The 15,828-nt window shown below is 75.1% G+C and carries 13 protein-coding genes; 4 read left to right on the forward strand and 9 right to left on the reverse strand.

Annotated elements, in window-relative coordinates:
* Positions 1 to 23: 23 nt before the first annotated feature.
* The 3 genes from KMZ30_RS09855 to KMZ30_RS09865 form a co-directional block, all read right to left on the reverse strand.
* Complete coding sequence (locus KMZ30_RS09855; protein WP_215512755.1) at positions 24 to 4,937, reverse strand: NAD-glutamate dehydrogenase; 4,914 nt, start codon at positions 4,935 to 4,937, stop codon at positions 24 to 26.
* 162 nt (positions 4,938 to 5,099) lie between these two features.
* The gene (locus KMZ30_RS09860; RefSeq protein WP_215512756.1) at positions 5,100 to 6,500 is read right to left on the reverse strand and encodes an aminotransferase class I/II-fold pyridoxal phosphate-dependent enzyme; all 1,401 of its coding nucleotides are present in this window, start codon (positions 6,498 to 6,500) and stop codon (positions 5,100 to 5,102) included.
* A complete protein-coding gene (locus KMZ30_RS09865; protein ID WP_215512757.1) occupies positions 6,490 to 7,662 on the reverse strand; it encodes a M20/M25/M40 family metallo-hydrolase in 1,173 nt (390 codons plus the stop codon). The genes KMZ30_RS09860 and KMZ30_RS09865 overlap by 11 nt, the downstream gene beginning before the upstream one ends.
* Positions 7,663 to 7,738: 76 nt before the next feature.
* Between KMZ30_RS09865 and KMZ30_RS09870 the strand changes: the two genes are divergently transcribed.
* From KMZ30_RS09870 to KMZ30_RS09880, 3 genes are all read left to right on the forward strand, one after another.
* The gene (locus tag KMZ30_RS09870; RefSeq protein WP_215520007.1) at positions 7,739 to 8,050 is read left to right on the forward strand and encodes a hypothetical protein; all 312 of its coding nucleotides are present in this window, start codon (positions 7,739 to 7,741) and stop codon (positions 8,048 to 8,050) included.
* Positions 8,047 to 8,568 (forward strand): hypothetical protein, encoded by a 522-nt coding sequence (locus KMZ30_RS09875; RefSeq protein ID WP_215512759.1) that lies wholly within the window; start codon positions 8,047 to 8,049, stop codon positions 8,566 to 8,568. The genes KMZ30_RS09870 and KMZ30_RS09875 overlap by 4 nt, the downstream gene beginning before the upstream one ends.
* A 67-nt stretch (positions 8,569 to 8,635) precedes the next feature.
* Positions 8,636 to 9,130, forward strand: a complete 495-nt coding sequence (locus KMZ30_RS09880; RefSeq protein WP_215512760.1) for a DUF2505 domain-containing protein — start codon at positions 8,636 to 8,638, stop codon at positions 9,128 to 9,130.
* Positions 9,131 to 9,301: 171 nt separating this feature from the next.
* On the opposite strand, the gene pruA is transcribed toward KMZ30_RS09880, so the two are convergent.
* The 5 genes from pruA to KMZ30_RS09905 all read right to left on the reverse strand — a co-directional run bounded on the left by pruA (position 9,302) and on the right by KMZ30_RS09905 (position 14,865).
* The gene (gene pruA, locus KMZ30_RS09885; protein ID WP_215512761.1) at positions 9,302 to 10,930 is read right to left on the reverse strand and encodes an L-glutamate gamma-semialdehyde dehydrogenase; all 1,629 of its coding nucleotides are present in this window, start codon (positions 10,928 to 10,930) and stop codon (positions 9,302 to 9,304) included.
* Positions 10,931 to 11,031: 101 nt separating this feature from the next.
* On the reverse strand, positions 11,032 to 11,460 hold the full coding sequence (locus KMZ30_RS09890; protein WP_215512762.1) for a DUF6912 family protein: 429 nt from the start codon (positions 11,458 to 11,460) through the stop codon (positions 11,032 to 11,034).
* Between the two features lie 22 nt (positions 11,461 to 11,482).
* Positions 11,483 to 12,928, reverse strand: a complete 1,446-nt coding sequence (locus KMZ30_RS09895; RefSeq protein WP_215512763.1) for a WS/DGAT/MGAT family O-acyltransferase — start codon at positions 12,926 to 12,928, stop codon at positions 11,483 to 11,485.
* 12 nt (positions 12,929 to 12,940) lie between these two features.
* Positions 12,941 to 14,206 (reverse strand): nucleotide-binding protein, encoded by a 1,266-nt coding sequence (locus KMZ30_RS09900; protein ID WP_215512764.1) that lies wholly within the window; start codon positions 14,204 to 14,206, stop codon positions 12,941 to 12,943.
* Positions 14,203 to 14,865 carry a CpaB family protein gene (locus KMZ30_RS09905; protein WP_215512765.1) on the reverse strand — a complete coding sequence of 221 codons (663 nt, stop codon included), beginning with the start codon at positions 14,863 to 14,865 and terminating at the stop codon, positions 14,203 to 14,205. The genes KMZ30_RS09900 and KMZ30_RS09905 overlap by 4 nt, the downstream gene beginning before the upstream one ends.
* Positions 14,866 to 14,993: 128 nt before the next feature.
* On the opposite strand from KMZ30_RS09905, the gene KMZ30_RS09910 reads away from it, so the two are divergent.
* Positions 14,994 to 15,230 carry a helix-turn-helix domain-containing protein gene (locus KMZ30_RS09910; protein WP_215512766.1) on the forward strand — a complete coding sequence of 79 codons (237 nt, stop codon included), beginning with the start codon at positions 14,994 to 14,996 and terminating at the stop codon, positions 15,228 to 15,230.
* Between the two features lie 5 nt (positions 15,231 to 15,235).
* Here the strand turns inward: KMZ30_RS09910 and KMZ30_RS09915 are convergent, their stop codons facing one another.
* Positions 15,236 to 15,778 carry a hypothetical protein gene (locus KMZ30_RS09915; protein ID WP_215512767.1) on the reverse strand — a complete coding sequence of 181 codons (543 nt, stop codon included), beginning with the start codon at positions 15,776 to 15,778 and terminating at the stop codon, positions 15,236 to 15,238.
* Between the last annotated feature and the right edge of the window lie 50 nt (positions 15,779 to 15,828).

Raw genomic sequence — 15,828 nt, forward strand, 5'->3', positions numbered from 1 at the left:
CGCCGAGCCTAGGTCACGCGCGGTCAGCTCGACGCGCCCACCCGGATGACGGAGCGCAGCGTCCGCAGCGCGACCGAGAGGGCCGCGATGTTCGGCTGCTCGAGCCGCACGATGCCCGCGAGCGCGGACGTCGCCCGGTCGACCGACTCGCCGTTGGCCTCACGCCACGCCGCGTACTGCGCCGCCGGGTCGTGCGCGTCGACACCCGTCGTGCCCGAGGTCTCGATGACCGAGCGGGTCAGCGACTCGAGCACGGCGTAGAGGTCGTCGCGCAGCGCGCCACGGGCCAGGGCGTCCCAGCGGTCCTCGCGCGGCAGGCGGGTGACCTTGCCGAGCATCCCGTCGATGCCGAACTTCTCGGACACGAGGTAGTACAGCGGGGCGACGTCGGTCGGCTCGCGGCCGGTGTCGGCGGCGATGTCCGTGATGTCGAGCAGCGAGAACTGGTCGAGCAGCGACGCCGCGTGCACCGCGAGGTCCTCCGGCACGCCGGCCTCCTGGAGGCGGGCGGCGTTCTCGTCCAACCGGGTCCGCTCGGCACCGCGCAGGAGGTCGGGCACCGTCGGCGCGAGCTCCTGGACGACGCCGGCGAAGCGCTCGACCTCGGCGCCGATGTCGAGCTGCGAGGGCCGCGCCGAGAGGAACCAGCGCACGGTGCGGTCGAGCAGCCGGCGGAACTCGAGGTAGAGCGCCGTCTGCGCCGAGGTCGGCACGACGTTGTCGAGCGCCTCGACCCGCCGCACGAAGTCGGCCAGCCCGAACACCTCGCGCGCGACGACGAAGGCCCGCGTCACCTGCTCCGGCGTCGCGCCGGCCTCCTCCTGCGCCCGGTAGGCGAAGGTGATGCCGCCGCGGTTGACCATCGAGTTGACGACCGAGTTCGTGATGATCTCGCGGCGCAGCGGGTGCTCGCCGAGCTGGCCCGAGAAGCGCTCGCGGATCGGCGGCGGGAAGTACTCCGCCAGCGTCGCCTCGAAGTACGGGTCGTCGGGGATCGAGCTCGCGAGGATGTCCTCCTTGAGCGCGAGCTTCGCGTAGGCGACGAGCACCGAGAACTCCGGGCTCTTGAGGCCGAGGCCGGCGTTCTGCCGCTTCTCGAGCTCGCTGTCGACGGGGAGGAACTCCAGCCCCCGGTCCAGCAGCCCGCGGTCCTCGAGCCAGTGCATGAACCGCTCGTGGACGCTGACCATCCCGTGCTCCTGCGCGCGGGCGTTGCCGAGCAGGACGTTCTGCTCGTAGTTGTCGCGCAGGACGTGATCGGCGACGTCGTCCGTCATCGACGCGAGCAGCTCGTTGCGCTGCGCGATGTCCATCCCGCCGTCGCGGACGACCTCGCCGAGGAGGATCTTGATGTTCACCTCGTGGTCGGAGGTGTCGACGCCCGCGGAGTTGTCGATCGCGTCGGTGTTGACGCGCACCCCGTGGAACGCCGCCTCGATCCGACCCAGCTGCGAGAGACCGAGGTTGCCGCCCTCGCCGACGACCTTGACCCGCAGCTCGTCGCCGTTGACGCGGATCGCGTCGTTGGCGCGGTCGCCGATCTCGAGGTGGTCCTCGGTCGAGGCCTTGACGTAGGTGCCGATGCCGCCGTTCCACAGCAGGTCGACCGGCGCGAGGAGGATCGCGTGGATGAGCTCGGCCGGCGTCATCGACCGCACGCCGTCGGCGAGGCCGAGCGCCTCGCGCATCTGCGGCGAGACCGGCACCGACTTGAGCGTGCGCGGGAAGATGCCGCCGCCCTCGGAGACGAGCGTGTGGTCGTAGTCGTCCCACGACGAGCGCGGCAGGTCGAACAGGCGCCGGCGCTCGGCGAACGAGGTGGCCGCGTCGGGGTTGGGGTCGACGAAGACGTGCCGGTGGTCGAAGGCCGCGACGAGACGGATGTGCTCCGACAGGAGCATCCCGTTGCCGAAGACGTCGCCGCTCATGTCGCCGACGCCGACGACCGTGAAGTCCTCGGTCTGGGTGTCGTGCCCCATCTCGCGGAAGTGCCGCTTGACCGACTCCCACGCGCCGCGGGCGGTGATGCCCATCGCCTTGTGGTCGTAGCCGGCCGAGCCGCCGGAGGCGAAGGCGTCGTCGAGCCAGAACCCGTACGACTGCGCGACGCCGTTGGCGATGTCGGAGAAGGTCGCCGTGCCCTTGTCGGCCGCGACGACGAGGTAGGTGTCGTCGCCGTCGTGGCGCACGACCCGCTCGGGCGGGACCGCGGCGCCGGCGACGCGGTTGTCGGTGACGTCGAGCAGGCCGGAGATGAAGAGGCGGTAGGCCGCCTTGCCCTCCTCGAGCCACGCCTCGCGGTCGACGGCGGGGTCGGGCAGCTGCTTGGCGTAGAAGCCGCCCTTGGAGCCGGTCGGCACGATGACGGCGTTCTTGACCATCTGCGCCTTGACCAGGCCCAGCACCTCGGTGCGGAAGTCCTCGCGCCGGTCCGACCAGCGCAGGCCGCCGCGGGCGACCGGGCCGAAGCGCAGGTGCACGCCCTCGACCCGCGGGCTGTAGACGAAGATCTCGAACTGCGGTCGGGGAGCGGGCAGGTCGGGCACGGCGCGCGGGTCGAGCTTGACCGACACGTACCCGTGATGGTCGGAGCCGTCGCGGCCGCGCTGGTAGAAGTTCGTGCGCAGCCCGGCGCGGATGACGCCGAGGAAGGCGCGGACGATGCGGTCGTGGTCGAGGCTCGAGACGTCGTCGAGGGCCTCGGTGACGCGCCGGGCGACCTCCTCCTCGGCCTCGTCGCGTGCCATCGTCCCGACCTCGTCGGCGGTGAACGCGTCGGGGTCGAAGCGGGTCTCCCACAGCTCGACGAGGTCGCGCGCGATGCCGGGGTGGGCGACGAGCGCGTCCTCGAGGTAGTCCTGCGAGTACGTGGCCCGGGTCTGGCGCAGGTACTTCGCCACGGTGCGCAGCACGACCACCTGGCGCCAGGTCAGCTGCGCGCCGAGGACGAGCTTGTTGAAGCCGTCGGACTCGGCCCGGCCGTCCCAGACGGCGGCGACGGCCTCCTCGAAGAGGTCGCGCAGCCGGTCGTGCGAGCAGGAGTCCCACATCTCGTGGTCGGGGACGCGCAGGCCGAAGTCGTACACGTGGAGGGACGAGCCGTCGCCGCGCTCGACCTGGAAGGGCTGCTCATCGACGACCTCGACGCCCATGTGCGTGAAGATCGGCAGGATGTCGGTGAGCGACAGCGGCTCGACGCGGAAGAGCTTGAAGCGGCGGATGTCGTCCGGCGCCCCGAGCGGCCGGTAGAGCGCGACGCTCGTGCCACGGTCGGCGCCGAGCCGGTCGAGGTGGCTGATGTCGGCGATGCCCTGGACGACCGAGAACGACTCCTCGTAGGCGTTGGGGAACGCCCGGCCGAAGCGGCTCATCAGCCGGTCGCCGTCCTCCTCGCCGTACTTGGTGACGAGCGCGTCGCCGAGGCGGTCTGCCCAGGTGCGGCTGGTCTCGACGAGGCGCTGCTCGAGCGCGTCGCGCTCGGCGCGGTCGAGGGTGCGGATGCGCTGGCCCTTCGCGACCCGGACGACGAACTGCAGTCGGGCGAGGGCGGACTCGCTGACCCGCGCCGAGAACTCGACCTCGACGCCACCGAAGGTGTCCTTGAGGATGTCGGCCATCCGCAGGCGCACGGCGGTGTTGTAGCGGTCGCGCGGGATGAACACGAGGCACGAGGCGTAGCGGCCGAAGTCGTCCTCGCGGATGAAGAGCTTGGTCCGGCGTCGCTCCTGCAGCTGCGTGACCGCGAGCGCCGTCTCGTAGAGGTTCTCGACCCCGGCCTGGAAGAGCTCGTCGCGCGGGTAGTTCTCGAGGACCTCGAGCAGGTCCTTGCCGGTGTGGCTGTCGGCCGCGAGCCCGGAGCGGTCGATGACCGCCTGGACCTTCTCGGCGACGAGCGGGACGCGCATCACCGACTCGGTGTACGCGGTGGACGCGTACAGGCCGAGGAAGCGGCGCTCCCCCACGACCTCGCCGCGCTCGTCGAGCGTCTTGACGCCGACGTAGTCGAGGTGGGCGACGCGGTGGACGGTCGACTTCGAGTTGGCCTTCGTGAGGACGAGCAGCTCGCGGGTGTGCGCGATGTGCGACGCCTCGGGGCTGAGGAGGTCCGGGTCGGCGCCGAGCGGCGGATCGGCCCTCAGGAGACCGAGACCCGTGCCGGTGACCGGTGCGATGACCTCGCCGCCGCCGCGCTCGTCGAGCGTGTACTCGCGGTAGCCGAGGAAGGTGAAGTGGTCGTCGGCCATCCAGCGCAGGAAGCGGACGGCGAGCGCGACCTCCTCGGGGTCGACCCCGGCGGCCTGGCCGCCCTCGAGCTCGGCGGCGAGCACGAGGCAGCGGCTGCGCATCTTCGGCCAGTCCTCGACCGACTGCCGCACGTCCTCGAGCACGTCGCGGATGGTGCGCTCGATCTCGGCACGCCGCTCCTCGTCGCTCTCGCGGTCGATCGAGAGCAGCATCCAGGACTCGGCGAGCTCGCCGACGGCCCCGCTGCGGAAGCCCTTCGTGATGTCGCGGTCGGCGACCGAGGTCAGCTCGCCGACCGCGTCGCGGACGACGACGAGCTGCGGGTGGACGATGAGGTGGATGTCGATGCCGGCCTGGACGAGGGCGCCGGTGACGGAGTCGACGAGGAAGGGCATGTCGTCGGTGACGACCTGCACGATGGTGCGCGGGTTGGACCAGCCGTCGGTGTCGCTGCTCGGGTTGTAGACGCGGACGTTGGCGGTGCCCGGAGGCCGGGTCCGGGCCAGGCGCAGGTGGCTGTGGGCGACCCCGGCGAAGACGTCGGGGGTGCGCGAGGTCAGCTCGTCGAGGGGGGTGTGGCGGAAGTACCGCTCGAGGAAGTCGCGCCCCCAGCCGTCGGGTGCCAGCTCCTCGTACGCTGCCGCGATCGGCGCGAGGATCTCCTCGCGGTGGGTGGCCGGGGCGGTCGACATGGTGCGGTGGCACTCCTTCGTCGCGGGTGGCACCGCACGAGCGGTGGCCACGTCCTCGTGGGTGCCACCGAGCCTATCCACCCGTGCTCGCCGGGGCCGCCCGGGGTTGCGGCGCGGGTGTCTCGTCGGCGGGACGGTTCGTGCGCGGTCGCCGACCCCGGCTCAGTGGGCGACGACGTCGAGCCTGGCCAGCGTCGGGTCGGCGGCGTAGGCGATGCGGCTGCCTGCCGCGCGGGCGGCGTGCAGGGCGTCGACGGCCGCGACCGTGACGCGCTCGCCGGGCGCCAGCACCGGGACGCCGGGCGGGTAGGGGGCCACGAGCTCGGCGCTCACCCGGCCGACGGCGGCCTCCAGCGGCACGGTCTCGCGCGGCGTGCTGGCGGCCTCCGGGTCGACCGCCCAGACGCCGCTCGGGGCGAGGGCGCGGGCCGGGCCGCGCCGCCGCGCGAGGGAGTCGAGCAGCGCGTCGGCGAGCGCGGCGACGCCGGCGGGTGTGTCGGCGAGGGTCACCATCGCGCAGAGGGTGTCGCGGTCGGCCATCTCGAGCGGCAGGCCGCGGCGCAGGAGGTCGGCCTCGACGGCGTTGCCGTCGGCACCCGTGCCGGGCAGGACGAGGGTCAGCCGCAGCGGGTCGGCGCCCGGGCCGTCGAGGACGACGAGCCCGTCGACCGCGGCCAGCCGCGCGCGAGCCGCGGCGACCGCGTCGAGGACCGGCCCGAGCAGGGACGCGCCGTCGCGCTCCAGCAGGGCCCGCGCCGCGTCGACCGAGGCGAGGATGCCGCCCGCCGGGCTCGTCGTGGCCGTCGCCTCCACGCCGGCGTCGAGGCGACGCGGGTCGATGCGGCCGGACCGGGCCAGGACGAGGGCGCCCTGCGAGACCGCCGGCAGCGCCTTGTGCGCGCTCGTGACGACGACGTCGGCGCCGAGGGCGAGGGCGTGCGGCGGCAGGTCGGGGTGGAAGCCGAGGTGCGCGCCCCACGCCGCGTCGACGACGAGCGGCACGTCGTGGGCGTGAGCAACGTCGGCGAGGCGCGCGACGTCGCCGACGGTGCCGACGTAGGAGGGGTCGCCGACGAGCACGGCCACGGCGCGCGGGTGCTCGCTCAGCGCGGCGTCGACCGCCGTCGGGGCCACCCCCACCGGCAGCCCGTGGGCCGGGTCGACCTCGGGACGCACCCAGACCGGCACGAGCCCGGCGAGGACGAGCCCGAGGAGCATCGAGCGGTGCAGCGTCCGCGAGACGACGACCTCGTCGCCGGGGCGCCCGAGCGCGAGGGCGACGGCCTGGTTGCCGTGCGTCGAGCCGCCGACCGAGAAGCGGCAGAGGTCGACACCCCAGGCGCGCGCCGCCCGCCGCTCGGCCTCGGCGAGGACGCCCCGCGACAGCTTCATCGAGTCGAGCCCGGCGTAGAGCGGGACGTCGCCGGCGACGACGTCACCGACGAGGTCGTGCCGCTGCTTGTGCCCGGGGATGGTGAACGGCGTGGGCGCGTCCTCGTGGAAGCGCAGCCAGGCGTCGAGCAGGGGCGCGTCCGCGCGCAGCCCGCGCGGGTCAGACGGCACGGGCGCTCCCCCACGACTCGGCCGCGGCCACGAGGGCGCCGGCTAAGCGGCGGACCTGCCCGAGGTCCACCCACTCGTCGGCGGCGTGGAGGCCCCCGCCGGCTGGTCCGCACACGAGGGCCGGCACACCGGCCGCCTGCCAGAGCGGCGCCTCCATCCAGTAGGGCGCGTCGAGGGACGGGGGCTGCTCGACGCCCTCGGCGGCGAGCGCGGCGTCGAGGGCGTCGGCGAGGGCGGCGGCCGGCCCGGCAGCATCCAGCCGCCAGGCCTCGCGCGCGACGACGAGCCGGACCCGTGCGTCGACCGTGGGGTCCTCCGCGCGCAGCCCGTCGAGGAGCTCGTCGAGCTCGGCGAGCACGCAGTCGGCGGCCTCGCCCGCCACCGTGCGTCGCTCGACGACCGCGCGGGCCGAGCGGCCGAGGACGAAGGGCGACTCGCCGCCGGAGGCCACGGTGACCATGAGCGAGCCGCCGGACGCCGCGACGTGGTGGCCGCGCCCCTCGACCGCGGTGAGGAGGCGACCGAGGTGGGCGACCGCGTTGACGCCCTCCTGCGGCTGCGACGAGTGCGCGGCCCGGCCGGTCAGCGTGACCTCGGCGACCGCGTAGCCACGCAGGGAGGCGGTACGGGCGAGCCACGTCGGCTCGGCGACGAGCGCGGCGTCCGGGGCGAGGCCGAGGCGCGGGAGGGCCGCGAGGACGGCCTCGGTGCCGAGGCTGAGGTCCTCCTCGTCGGCGACGAGCGCGAGGACGACGCGCACCCGCGCGGTGCGGCGCACGAGCTCCTCGGCGGCGACGACGACGGCGGCGACGCCGCCCTTCATGTCGCACGCACCACGGCCGGCGAGGCGGTCGCCCTCGACGACGGGGGTGAACGGCGCGTCCATCCCGTCGGTGCCGACCGTGTCGACGTGGCCGGTGAGGACGAGGCACGGCATCCCGGGCTCGCCCGGGCCGACGGCGAGCAGGCTCGGCCGGTCGGGGTGGCCGGACGGCGTGACGCGGTGGGTGTCGAAGCCGGATGCCGCCAGCCGCCGGTCCAGGAGGTCGACGACCGCGGCCTCCCCGGCGGCGCCCGGCACCAGCCCGGGGTTGACCGAGTCGGTGGCGACGAGCTCGGCGGTCAGGGCCACGGCGTCGGCGCCGAGGTCGGGAGTGCTCACGCGGCGACGCTACGCGGCGCGGGCGGCCTGTGGGCAACCGCGCGGCCGGTGTGACCGATGTGGCTACCGTGGCGTCGTGCCCCTCGGTCCCGACCCCTCGCTCGCTCGGACCGCGCTCGACCGGCTCGACGCGCTGCGCGACCTCCTGCCCGCGGCCGAGGACGACCTGCTCGCCTGCCTCGTCGTCACGGGAGAGCCCCGCCCCCAGCGGGTCCTGGACGACTGGCTCGACCAGGCCGCCGACACCCTGCGCGCGCTCGGCGAGGCCGCCGACGAGGTGGCCGCCGTGCTGGCGCCGCACGCGGCCCCGCCCCGGGCCGAGGCGCCCGGCGCGACCGCACCCGTCATCCCGCTGACCACGCGGCGCGACGACGAGGCCCGGCGATGAGCGTCGTCCCCGGCGACCCGGCCTCGCTCTCGGCCTGCGCCGCGGCGGTCGCCGACGTCGCGCGGCGGCTCGCGGCATCGGGCCGTGCGCTCGGCCCGGCGGTCGAGGAGCTCGGCGACGGCTGGCCCGGTCGTGCGTCGGTGGCCACTCGGCGACGCGGTGCCGAGGTCGCCGCGGCGGCCGTCACCGCGGCCGAGGAGCTCGAGCGGATGGGGCGCGAGCTGCAGGACCGGGCGACCGACCTGGCCGACCTGGTCGCGCGGGGGCGCAGGGTCGAGGAACGCGCGGAGGCCGCCGGGCTCGTCGTGCGCGACGGACGCGTCGTGCCGGCGTGGGGCGTGCGCGGCGAGGCCGACGCGGAGGCGGTCGCCGACGGTGACGCGGCGGCCGAGCGCATCGCGGCCGAGCTCACCCTCGTCCTGCACCAGCACCGACGACGGCGCGACCTGCTCCTCGCCGACCTGCGTGCCTCGACCGAGCGCCTCGCCGCGCTCTCCCACACCATGCGGCGCGGGTGAGAGGATCGCCGGACCCGAGGCGGGCCCGGTGCGGCCCGCCCTCCTGCGACCTGCGAGGACGGACCGAGTGCGACTGACGAGGCGAGAGCGGCTGGACGCGACCCCCGACGAGGTCTACGCCCTGCTCACCGACCGTGGCTTCCAGGAGGCCAAGTGCGAGGCGACGACCGGCGGCGGTGCGTGGAGCGCCGACGTCACGCAGAGCGCCGTCGGGCACCGGGTCGCGACGACGCGTGAGCTGCCGGCCGACGGTCTGCCGGACGTCGCCCGGTCCTTCGTCGGCGCGACGCTCACCGTCATCGAGAGCTACGACTGGGGCGCCCCGGCCCCCGACGGCTCCCGCGAGGCCGTCGTCGACCTGCACGTCAAGGGCGCACCGCTGACGCTCAAGGGCACGCTGCGCCTCGAGCCGGACGGCAACGGCTCGGCCGAGGTCCTCGACACCGAGCTCAAGGCCAACGTGCCATTCGTCGGCGGCAGGATCGAGAAGGCGGCGGCGGACCCCATCAACGCGGCGGTCGACGTCGAGGTCGGCCTGCTGCGCGAGCGCCTCGGCCGCTGACGTCGCGGGCTACACCGCAGTATCTGTCGTCATCACGACCCTTACTGCGGTGTAGCACGCGATGCAGAGGTGTTGGGGCGGCGCTGGACCCCGGGACGTCGACGAGACCCCGGCTCGGAGCCGGGGTCTCGTGGACATTTCGGGGTGACCCCGAAAAGCTGGGACCGGGGGTCAGCCCATGTGCGGGTAGCGGTGGTCGGTCGGCGGGACGAACGTCTCCTTGATCGAGCGCGTCGAGGTCCAGCGCATGAGGTTGGCCGCCGAGCCCGCCTTGTCGTTCGTGCCGGAGGCGCGCCCGCCGCCGAACGGCTGCTGGCCGACGACGGCGCCGGTCGGCTTGTCGTTGACGTAGAAGTTCCCGGCGGCGAAGCGCAGGCGGTGCATCGCGTCGGCGACGGCCGCGCGGTCCTGGGCGATGACGGCGCCGGTCAGCGCGTAGGGCGCCGCGGACTCCATCTGGTCGAGGACCTTGTCGTACTGGCGGTCCGGGTAGACGTGGACCGCGAGGATCGGGCCGAAGTACTCGGTCGTGAACATCTCGTCGGTCGGGTCGCTGCTCTCGACGATCGTCGGGCGGACGAACCAGCCCTGCGAGTCGTCGTACGTGCCACCGGCGACGACGTCGAGGTGGCTCGTCGCGTGCGCGCGGTCGATGGCCGCGACGTGCTTGGCGTAGGCCCGCTCGTCGATGACCGCGCCCATGAAGTTCGACAGGTCGGTGACGTCGCCCATCGGGATGCCGTCCGTCAGCTGGACGAGGTCGTCGCGCATCTTCTTCCACAGCGAGCGCGGCACGTAGGCGCGCGACGCGGCCGAGCACTTCTGGCCCTGGAACTCGAACGCGCCGCGGATGAGGGCGGTGCGCAGGACGTCGACGTCGGCGCTCGGGTGCGCCAGCACGAAGTCCTTGCCGCCGGTCTCGCCGACGATGCGCGGGTAGTGGCGGTAGCCCGTGAGGTTCTCGCCGATGGTGCGCCACAGCGACTGGAACGTGGCCGTCGAGCCGGTGAAGTGCAGCCCGGCGAAGTCGGGGTGCGACAGGACGACGTCCGAGACCGCGACGCCGTCGCCGGTCACGAGGTTGATGACGCCCGGGGGCATCCCCGCCTCCTCGAGCAGCTCCATCGTCAGCTGCGCGGCGAGCTGCTGCGTCGGCGACGGCTTCCAGACGACCGTGTTGCCCATGAGCGCCGGCGCGGTCGGGAGGTTGCCGGCGATGGCGGTGAAGTTGAACGGGGTCACCGCGTAGACGAAGCCCTCGAGCGAGCGGTGGTCGCTGCGGTTCCACACGCCGGCGCTGTTGGCCGGCGGCTGCTCGGCCATGATCTGGCGGGCGAAGTGCACGTTGAAGCGCCAGAAGTCGATGAGCTCGCAGGCGGCGTCGATCTCGGCCTGGTAGGCGGTCTTGCTCTGGCCGAGCATCGTCGCGGCGTTGAGCCGTGCGCGCCACGGGCCGGCGAGCAGGTCGGCGGCCTTGAGGAGGATGGCGGCGCGGTCGTCGAAGGAGAGGTCGCGCCAGCCGGGGGCGGCCGCGCGGGCGGCGTCCACGGCGGCGACGGCGTCGGCCTTCGTGGCGCCCTTCGAGACACCGAGGACGTGACGACGGTTGTGCGGCTGGCGGACCTCGAACTTCCTCCCCCCGCCCATGACGCGCTTGCCGCCGATCGTGTGCGGCAGCTCGTGCCGCTCGGCGGCGAGCTCGACGAGGGCCTGTTCGACGGCCGCGCGCTCGGGGCTGCCCGGCGCGTAGTCGCGGACGGGCTCGTTGGTGGGGGCGGGGACCTGGGTCACAGCGTCCATGGGGTGGGGCACCTCGTTCGGGTCACGATGTCGGGACGCCCCACTCTCGCGCCCGGCCTCGGCCGGACGCAACTCGCCCCGGGGTGGGCCGGGACCCGACCTCAGTCGCGGGCGAGGAGGTCGAGGACGTCGCCGAGCTCGGTGACGTCGAACCACAGCAGGTCGGCGGTGCCGGTGTCGCCGGCGGACTCGTCGACGTGGAAGGAGACGATCCGCGATCGCGGCACGACGGCGAGCAGCTCCACGCGCGAGGGCACGTCGCCGTCGGCCGGGACGGACACGACGCCGGCGTCGAGGTCGGCCGACGCGACGACGCGGCGCTCGTCGCCGTCGCGCAGCGCGTCGGCCTCGTCGGCCGCGGCCTCCCAGGCGAGGTGCTCGAGCTCCTCCTCGTCGGTGACGAGGCCGGGTGTGCCGAGCGCGGGTGTCACGCCGTGCGCGGGGACCGGGGGCGTGCCGAGGTCCCGGCCGTCGGCGAGCGCCTCGAGGTCGGCCGCGGTGAGCGGCAGGTAGACGCGGGTCAGGGCCATCGGGTCCTCCTCGTGGGGTCGCTCACGCGCGCCGGCGGCCGCGCGGGCGGGGGGCGTCGAGCAGCTCCTGGAGCGAGTCGACGATGCCGCGGCCGAGCACATCGGCGTCCGGCATCGCGTCGCGGTCGGCGTACAGGCCGTAGTAGACGCCGCCGTCGTACGAGGTCAGCCCGATGGAGAGCGCCTGCCCGGCGCCGAGCGGCGTCACGGGGTAGGTCGCGACCATCTGCGCGCCGTCGGCGTACAGGGGTGTCTGCGGGCCGGGGACGTTGGTGATGACGACATTGTGCAGCCGCCGCGAGACCATCCCGCCGAGCCGCGCGCCGAGCGCGTGCAGCGTCGGCGGCGCGAAGCCGCCCACCCCGGCGAGCGCCTCGGCCGAGACCGCGCGGCGTCCCCCGCCCTCGGTCTGCTGGCGCATCGAGAAGGCGATCTGGTGCAGGCGCATCGACGCCTTGGGCTCGCCGACGGGCAGGTCGACGAAGCACGCGGTGACCTCGGCGCCGACGTCGGCGGGGGCGTCGTCCGCGGGGCGCACCGAGACCGGCACGAGCGCCCGGACGGTGGTGCCCGGGTAGACGGGCTCGCCACGGGTCAGCAGCCACGAGCGGAACGCGCCCGCGACGGTGGCGAGGACGACGTCGTTGACCGTCACCTCGTCGGCGAACGATCCCTGTCCGAGCCGGGTGCGCACCGTGCGGTAGTCCTCGAGGTCGGTCCCGACCATGACGTAGCGGCGGGCGCGGCCGACCGAGGCGTTGAGCGGCGAGTCGGGCGCCGGGCGGGCGGAGACGCGGGCGAGGGTCGAGACGACCTCACCGGCGACCGACGCGACCTTGCCGGCGGTGCGGGCGACGTCGACGGCGCCGCTGCGGAGGGTGTCGACGAGCTGGCCCGGGGTGCGCACGACCTCGGCGAGGGCGCCGACGAGGAGCTCGGCCGACGTGGGCTCGGGCCGCGGCCGCCACGTCGCGAGGACGCCGTCGCCACCGCCCGGGCGGCCGTCGACGAGCACGCCACCGATGTCGACGCCGTGCACGCCGTCGACGAGGCTGTGGTGGCTCTTGGTGATGATCGCGAAGCGGCCGTCGGCGAGGCCCTCGACGAGGTAGACCTCCCAGAGCGGGCGCGAGCGGTCCAGGGGGCGCGGCAGGATGCGGGCGACGAGCTCCTCGAGCTGCTCGTCGGAGCCGGGACGGGGCAGGGCGCTGCGGCGCACGTGGTAGCTGAGGTCGAAGGAGCGGTCGTCGACCCACACCGGGTTGCCGAGCCCGGCGGGCACGGTCTTGATGCGCTGGCGGTAGCGCGGGACGTGGGCGATGCGCTCGCTGATGAGGTCGACGAGCGTCGCGTAGTCGAAGCCCTCGGCCGGCACGTCGAAGACCATGACCGAGCCGACGTGCATCGGGGTGGTCGCGTCCTCCAGGCGCAGGAAGGACGCGTCGAGCGCGCTGAGTCGGTCGGCCACGGCCCTATGGTGTCAGACCGCCGCCCGGCGCCGTCGGCCGTGACGGGCGGTGGTCGACGTGTCGGCGCAGCGGGGGTCGAGGGCGGCGGCGAGCGCCGTGAGGGCGAGGGTCAGCGTTCCGCGCGGCCGGACCTCGGTGAGCGTCCGGCCGGTCAGCACCGCCTCGTCGCAGTCGTCGGGCGCCCAGGGCAGCATCCGCACCTCCTCGAGGCCGGCGAAGCGCCCGAGCACGTCGCGGATGGTGCGCTCGGGCCGGGGCCCGGCCGCCGAGGCCCTGACCTTGTTGACGACGACGAGGGGAGGTGGCGCGGCGACGAGCGCCACCTCCTGCACGGCGCGGACGAGCCGCTGGAGCCCGACGGGATCCGCGGCGCCGACGACGACGAGGGCGTCAGCGGCCTCGAGGGCGGCCAGCGTCGCGGCGTTGCGGCGCGGGGCGGCCGTGTCGTAGCTCAGCTCCTCGTCGTCCTCGATCGCGAAGCCGGCGTCGACGACGACGTGGTCGACGATCCCGCGGGCCAGCCGCAGGAGGTCCTCGACGGCCGCCGTCCGCAGCTCCGGCCACCGGTCGGCACGGGGCAGCCCGGTGAGCACCCGCAACCGCGGGAGCGCCTCGGGCGCCAGGCGGGCGAGGGCCGGGACGTCGAGGGTGCCCTGCTCGGAGGCCCGGGCCGCGGCCGCGACGCCGGGAGCCTCGTCGACGAGGCCGAGCACCTGGGCCACCGACGCCCCCCACGTGTCGAGGTCGACGAGCAGGGTGCGGACACCGTCGGCCGCGAGGGCCGCCGCGACGGTGACGGCGACGGTCGTGCGCCCGGGTGCGCCCGTCGGACCCCAGACCACGGTCACCGGGGTCGGGCGTCCCGGCGGTTCGGGGACCCCGCTCTCCTCCACCGGCTCCTCGTCGTCCGGCCGGCGCGAGGTCGTGGCGTCCGCCAGGGCCGACAGCGCGGCGTCGACGGCGTCGGGGGCGTCGTCGGGGTGCAGCAGCGTGGCGACCCCCAGCTGCCGCAGGCGGCGCTCCCCCTCCTCGTCGTCGGCGGCGACGAGCCCCGCGACCCGCACCCCGTGGCCGGCGAGGTGCCGCAGCGCGTCGCGGTCGAGCCCGCGCAGGTCCGGCGAGACCACGGCGACCCGCGCGACGCCGGCCGCCCCCACGGACAGCAGCTCGGCGAGGTCGGCGCAGCGCCGGACGAGCGTCAGCCCGCGGGCAGCCCCGAGCACCTCGACGAACTGGGCCTCGTGACGGTGGGTGAGGGCGGTGAGCAGCGTGGTCACGGCACGCCCCCCGGGACCGGCACGAGGGTGATGCGTGCGCCGTCGTCGACGGCGGCCACGAGGTCGCGGACGTCGCCGCTCGGCACCATGACCTGCACCGGACGGGTCTGCTCGGCGCCGGCGAGCACGCCGTCGTCCTCGGCGACCGCGGCGACCGAGACGCGCTCGAGGACGCGCTCGGGCCCGGCGTACCGGGTGACCCCCACCCCGCCCGAGCCGTCCTCGGGGCGGTTGACGTAGACGTCGACGAGCGAGCCGCGGCGCAGGGCGGCCGCCGACGTGCCGTCGACCCGGAGCGCGACCTGCTGCACGCCGACGGCGGACGCGGCGCCGACGGCGCTGCGGGGCAGGAGCTCGCCCGCCCGCAGCTCGCGCAGCGCGTAGGCGTCGGCCGCGAGCGGCCGGTCGGCGGCGACGTAGCCCGCGGCGGCGTCGCCGAGCTGCACCTGCACGGCCGTGAGGTCGGACGCGGCGAGCCGCTGCCCGGGCGTGATCGCGCGGGCCGCCGCCCAGACCGGGACGCGGTCGTCCGCGCGGGCCACGACGAGCGAGCCCGCGACCGTGGAGACGAGGACGAGCAGGACGCCGATCAGCAGCCGGGAGTCGCGCCACGACGGGGCCCGCAGGCGGGAGGCCGTGGGCGCGGGGAGATCGGTCATGCCGGGATCCTGCCCGAGCCGCGCCCGACGCGCAGGTCCGTCGCACCGGCCTGTGGACGACGGACCGCCGGACGGGGCGCTGTGGAGGACGCTGCCGGCGCCGGGCCGGCCGGTGGCAGACTGGCGGCGTGCCGAAGCGTTTCATCCCGTTGACCGAGGTGTCGGAGATCCTCGACGTCTCCGCGGCCCAGGCCTACGCCCTCGTGCGCAGCGGTGACCTGCCGGCCATCAAGGTGGGCGGGCGCGGCCAGTGGCGGGTCGAGACGAGCGAGCTCGAGGCCTACATCGAGCGGATGTACGCCCAGACGCGTGACTTCGTCGCCACGCGCGCGGAGGCCGGCGAGGGAGCCGCCCCGGAGGGCTGAGCGGCTCACCGGCGCGACCCGACGACGCGCAGTGCGGCGAACGGGACGACGCTCACGGCGCGAACGTTCCCGCGGCGGCGGGGCTCGCCCTCGGGGTGCTCGGCGAGCACGAGGTGGTCGGAGCCGACGACGTCGATGGTGCCGACCAGCGAGGTCCCGCCGGCCAGTGCGAGCGCGACGGTCGCGCGGTCGCGCGCGAGGACCCGGAGGGCGTGCCCGAGGCCGAAGCGCCGCGCGCTGCGCCCCGGGTCGGCGTGCGGCGGCAGGCCACCGAGGGCGAGCACCGCGTGCACCGGGAGGAGCCGCTCCCGCGTGCCGTCGCCGAGCAGCAGCCAGCCGTCACCCACGTCGCTCAGGGTGCCGCTGACCTCCCGGCCCCCCTCGACGAGGAGCGACACCTGCGTCCCCACGCCGGCGAGGAGCCGGGCGGTGAGGTCGACGAGCGCCCGCTCCCGCCGGGTTCGCTCGGCCACCTCGCTGTCGAGCTCGCGCCGCTCCTCGGCGGCCAGCTGGCCCTCGAGGTCCGCGAACAGCCCCTCCCACCTCATGGTCCCCCTCCGGGCCGGACGACCTCCCGTGGAGATCCACCCGGCGCTGG

This window comes from Phycicoccus mangrovi (genome assembly GCF_018729305.1).
Taxonomy (GTDB): domain Bacteria; phylum Actinomycetota; class Actinomycetes; order Actinomycetales; family Dermatophilaceae; genus Phycicoccus; species Phycicoccus jejuensis.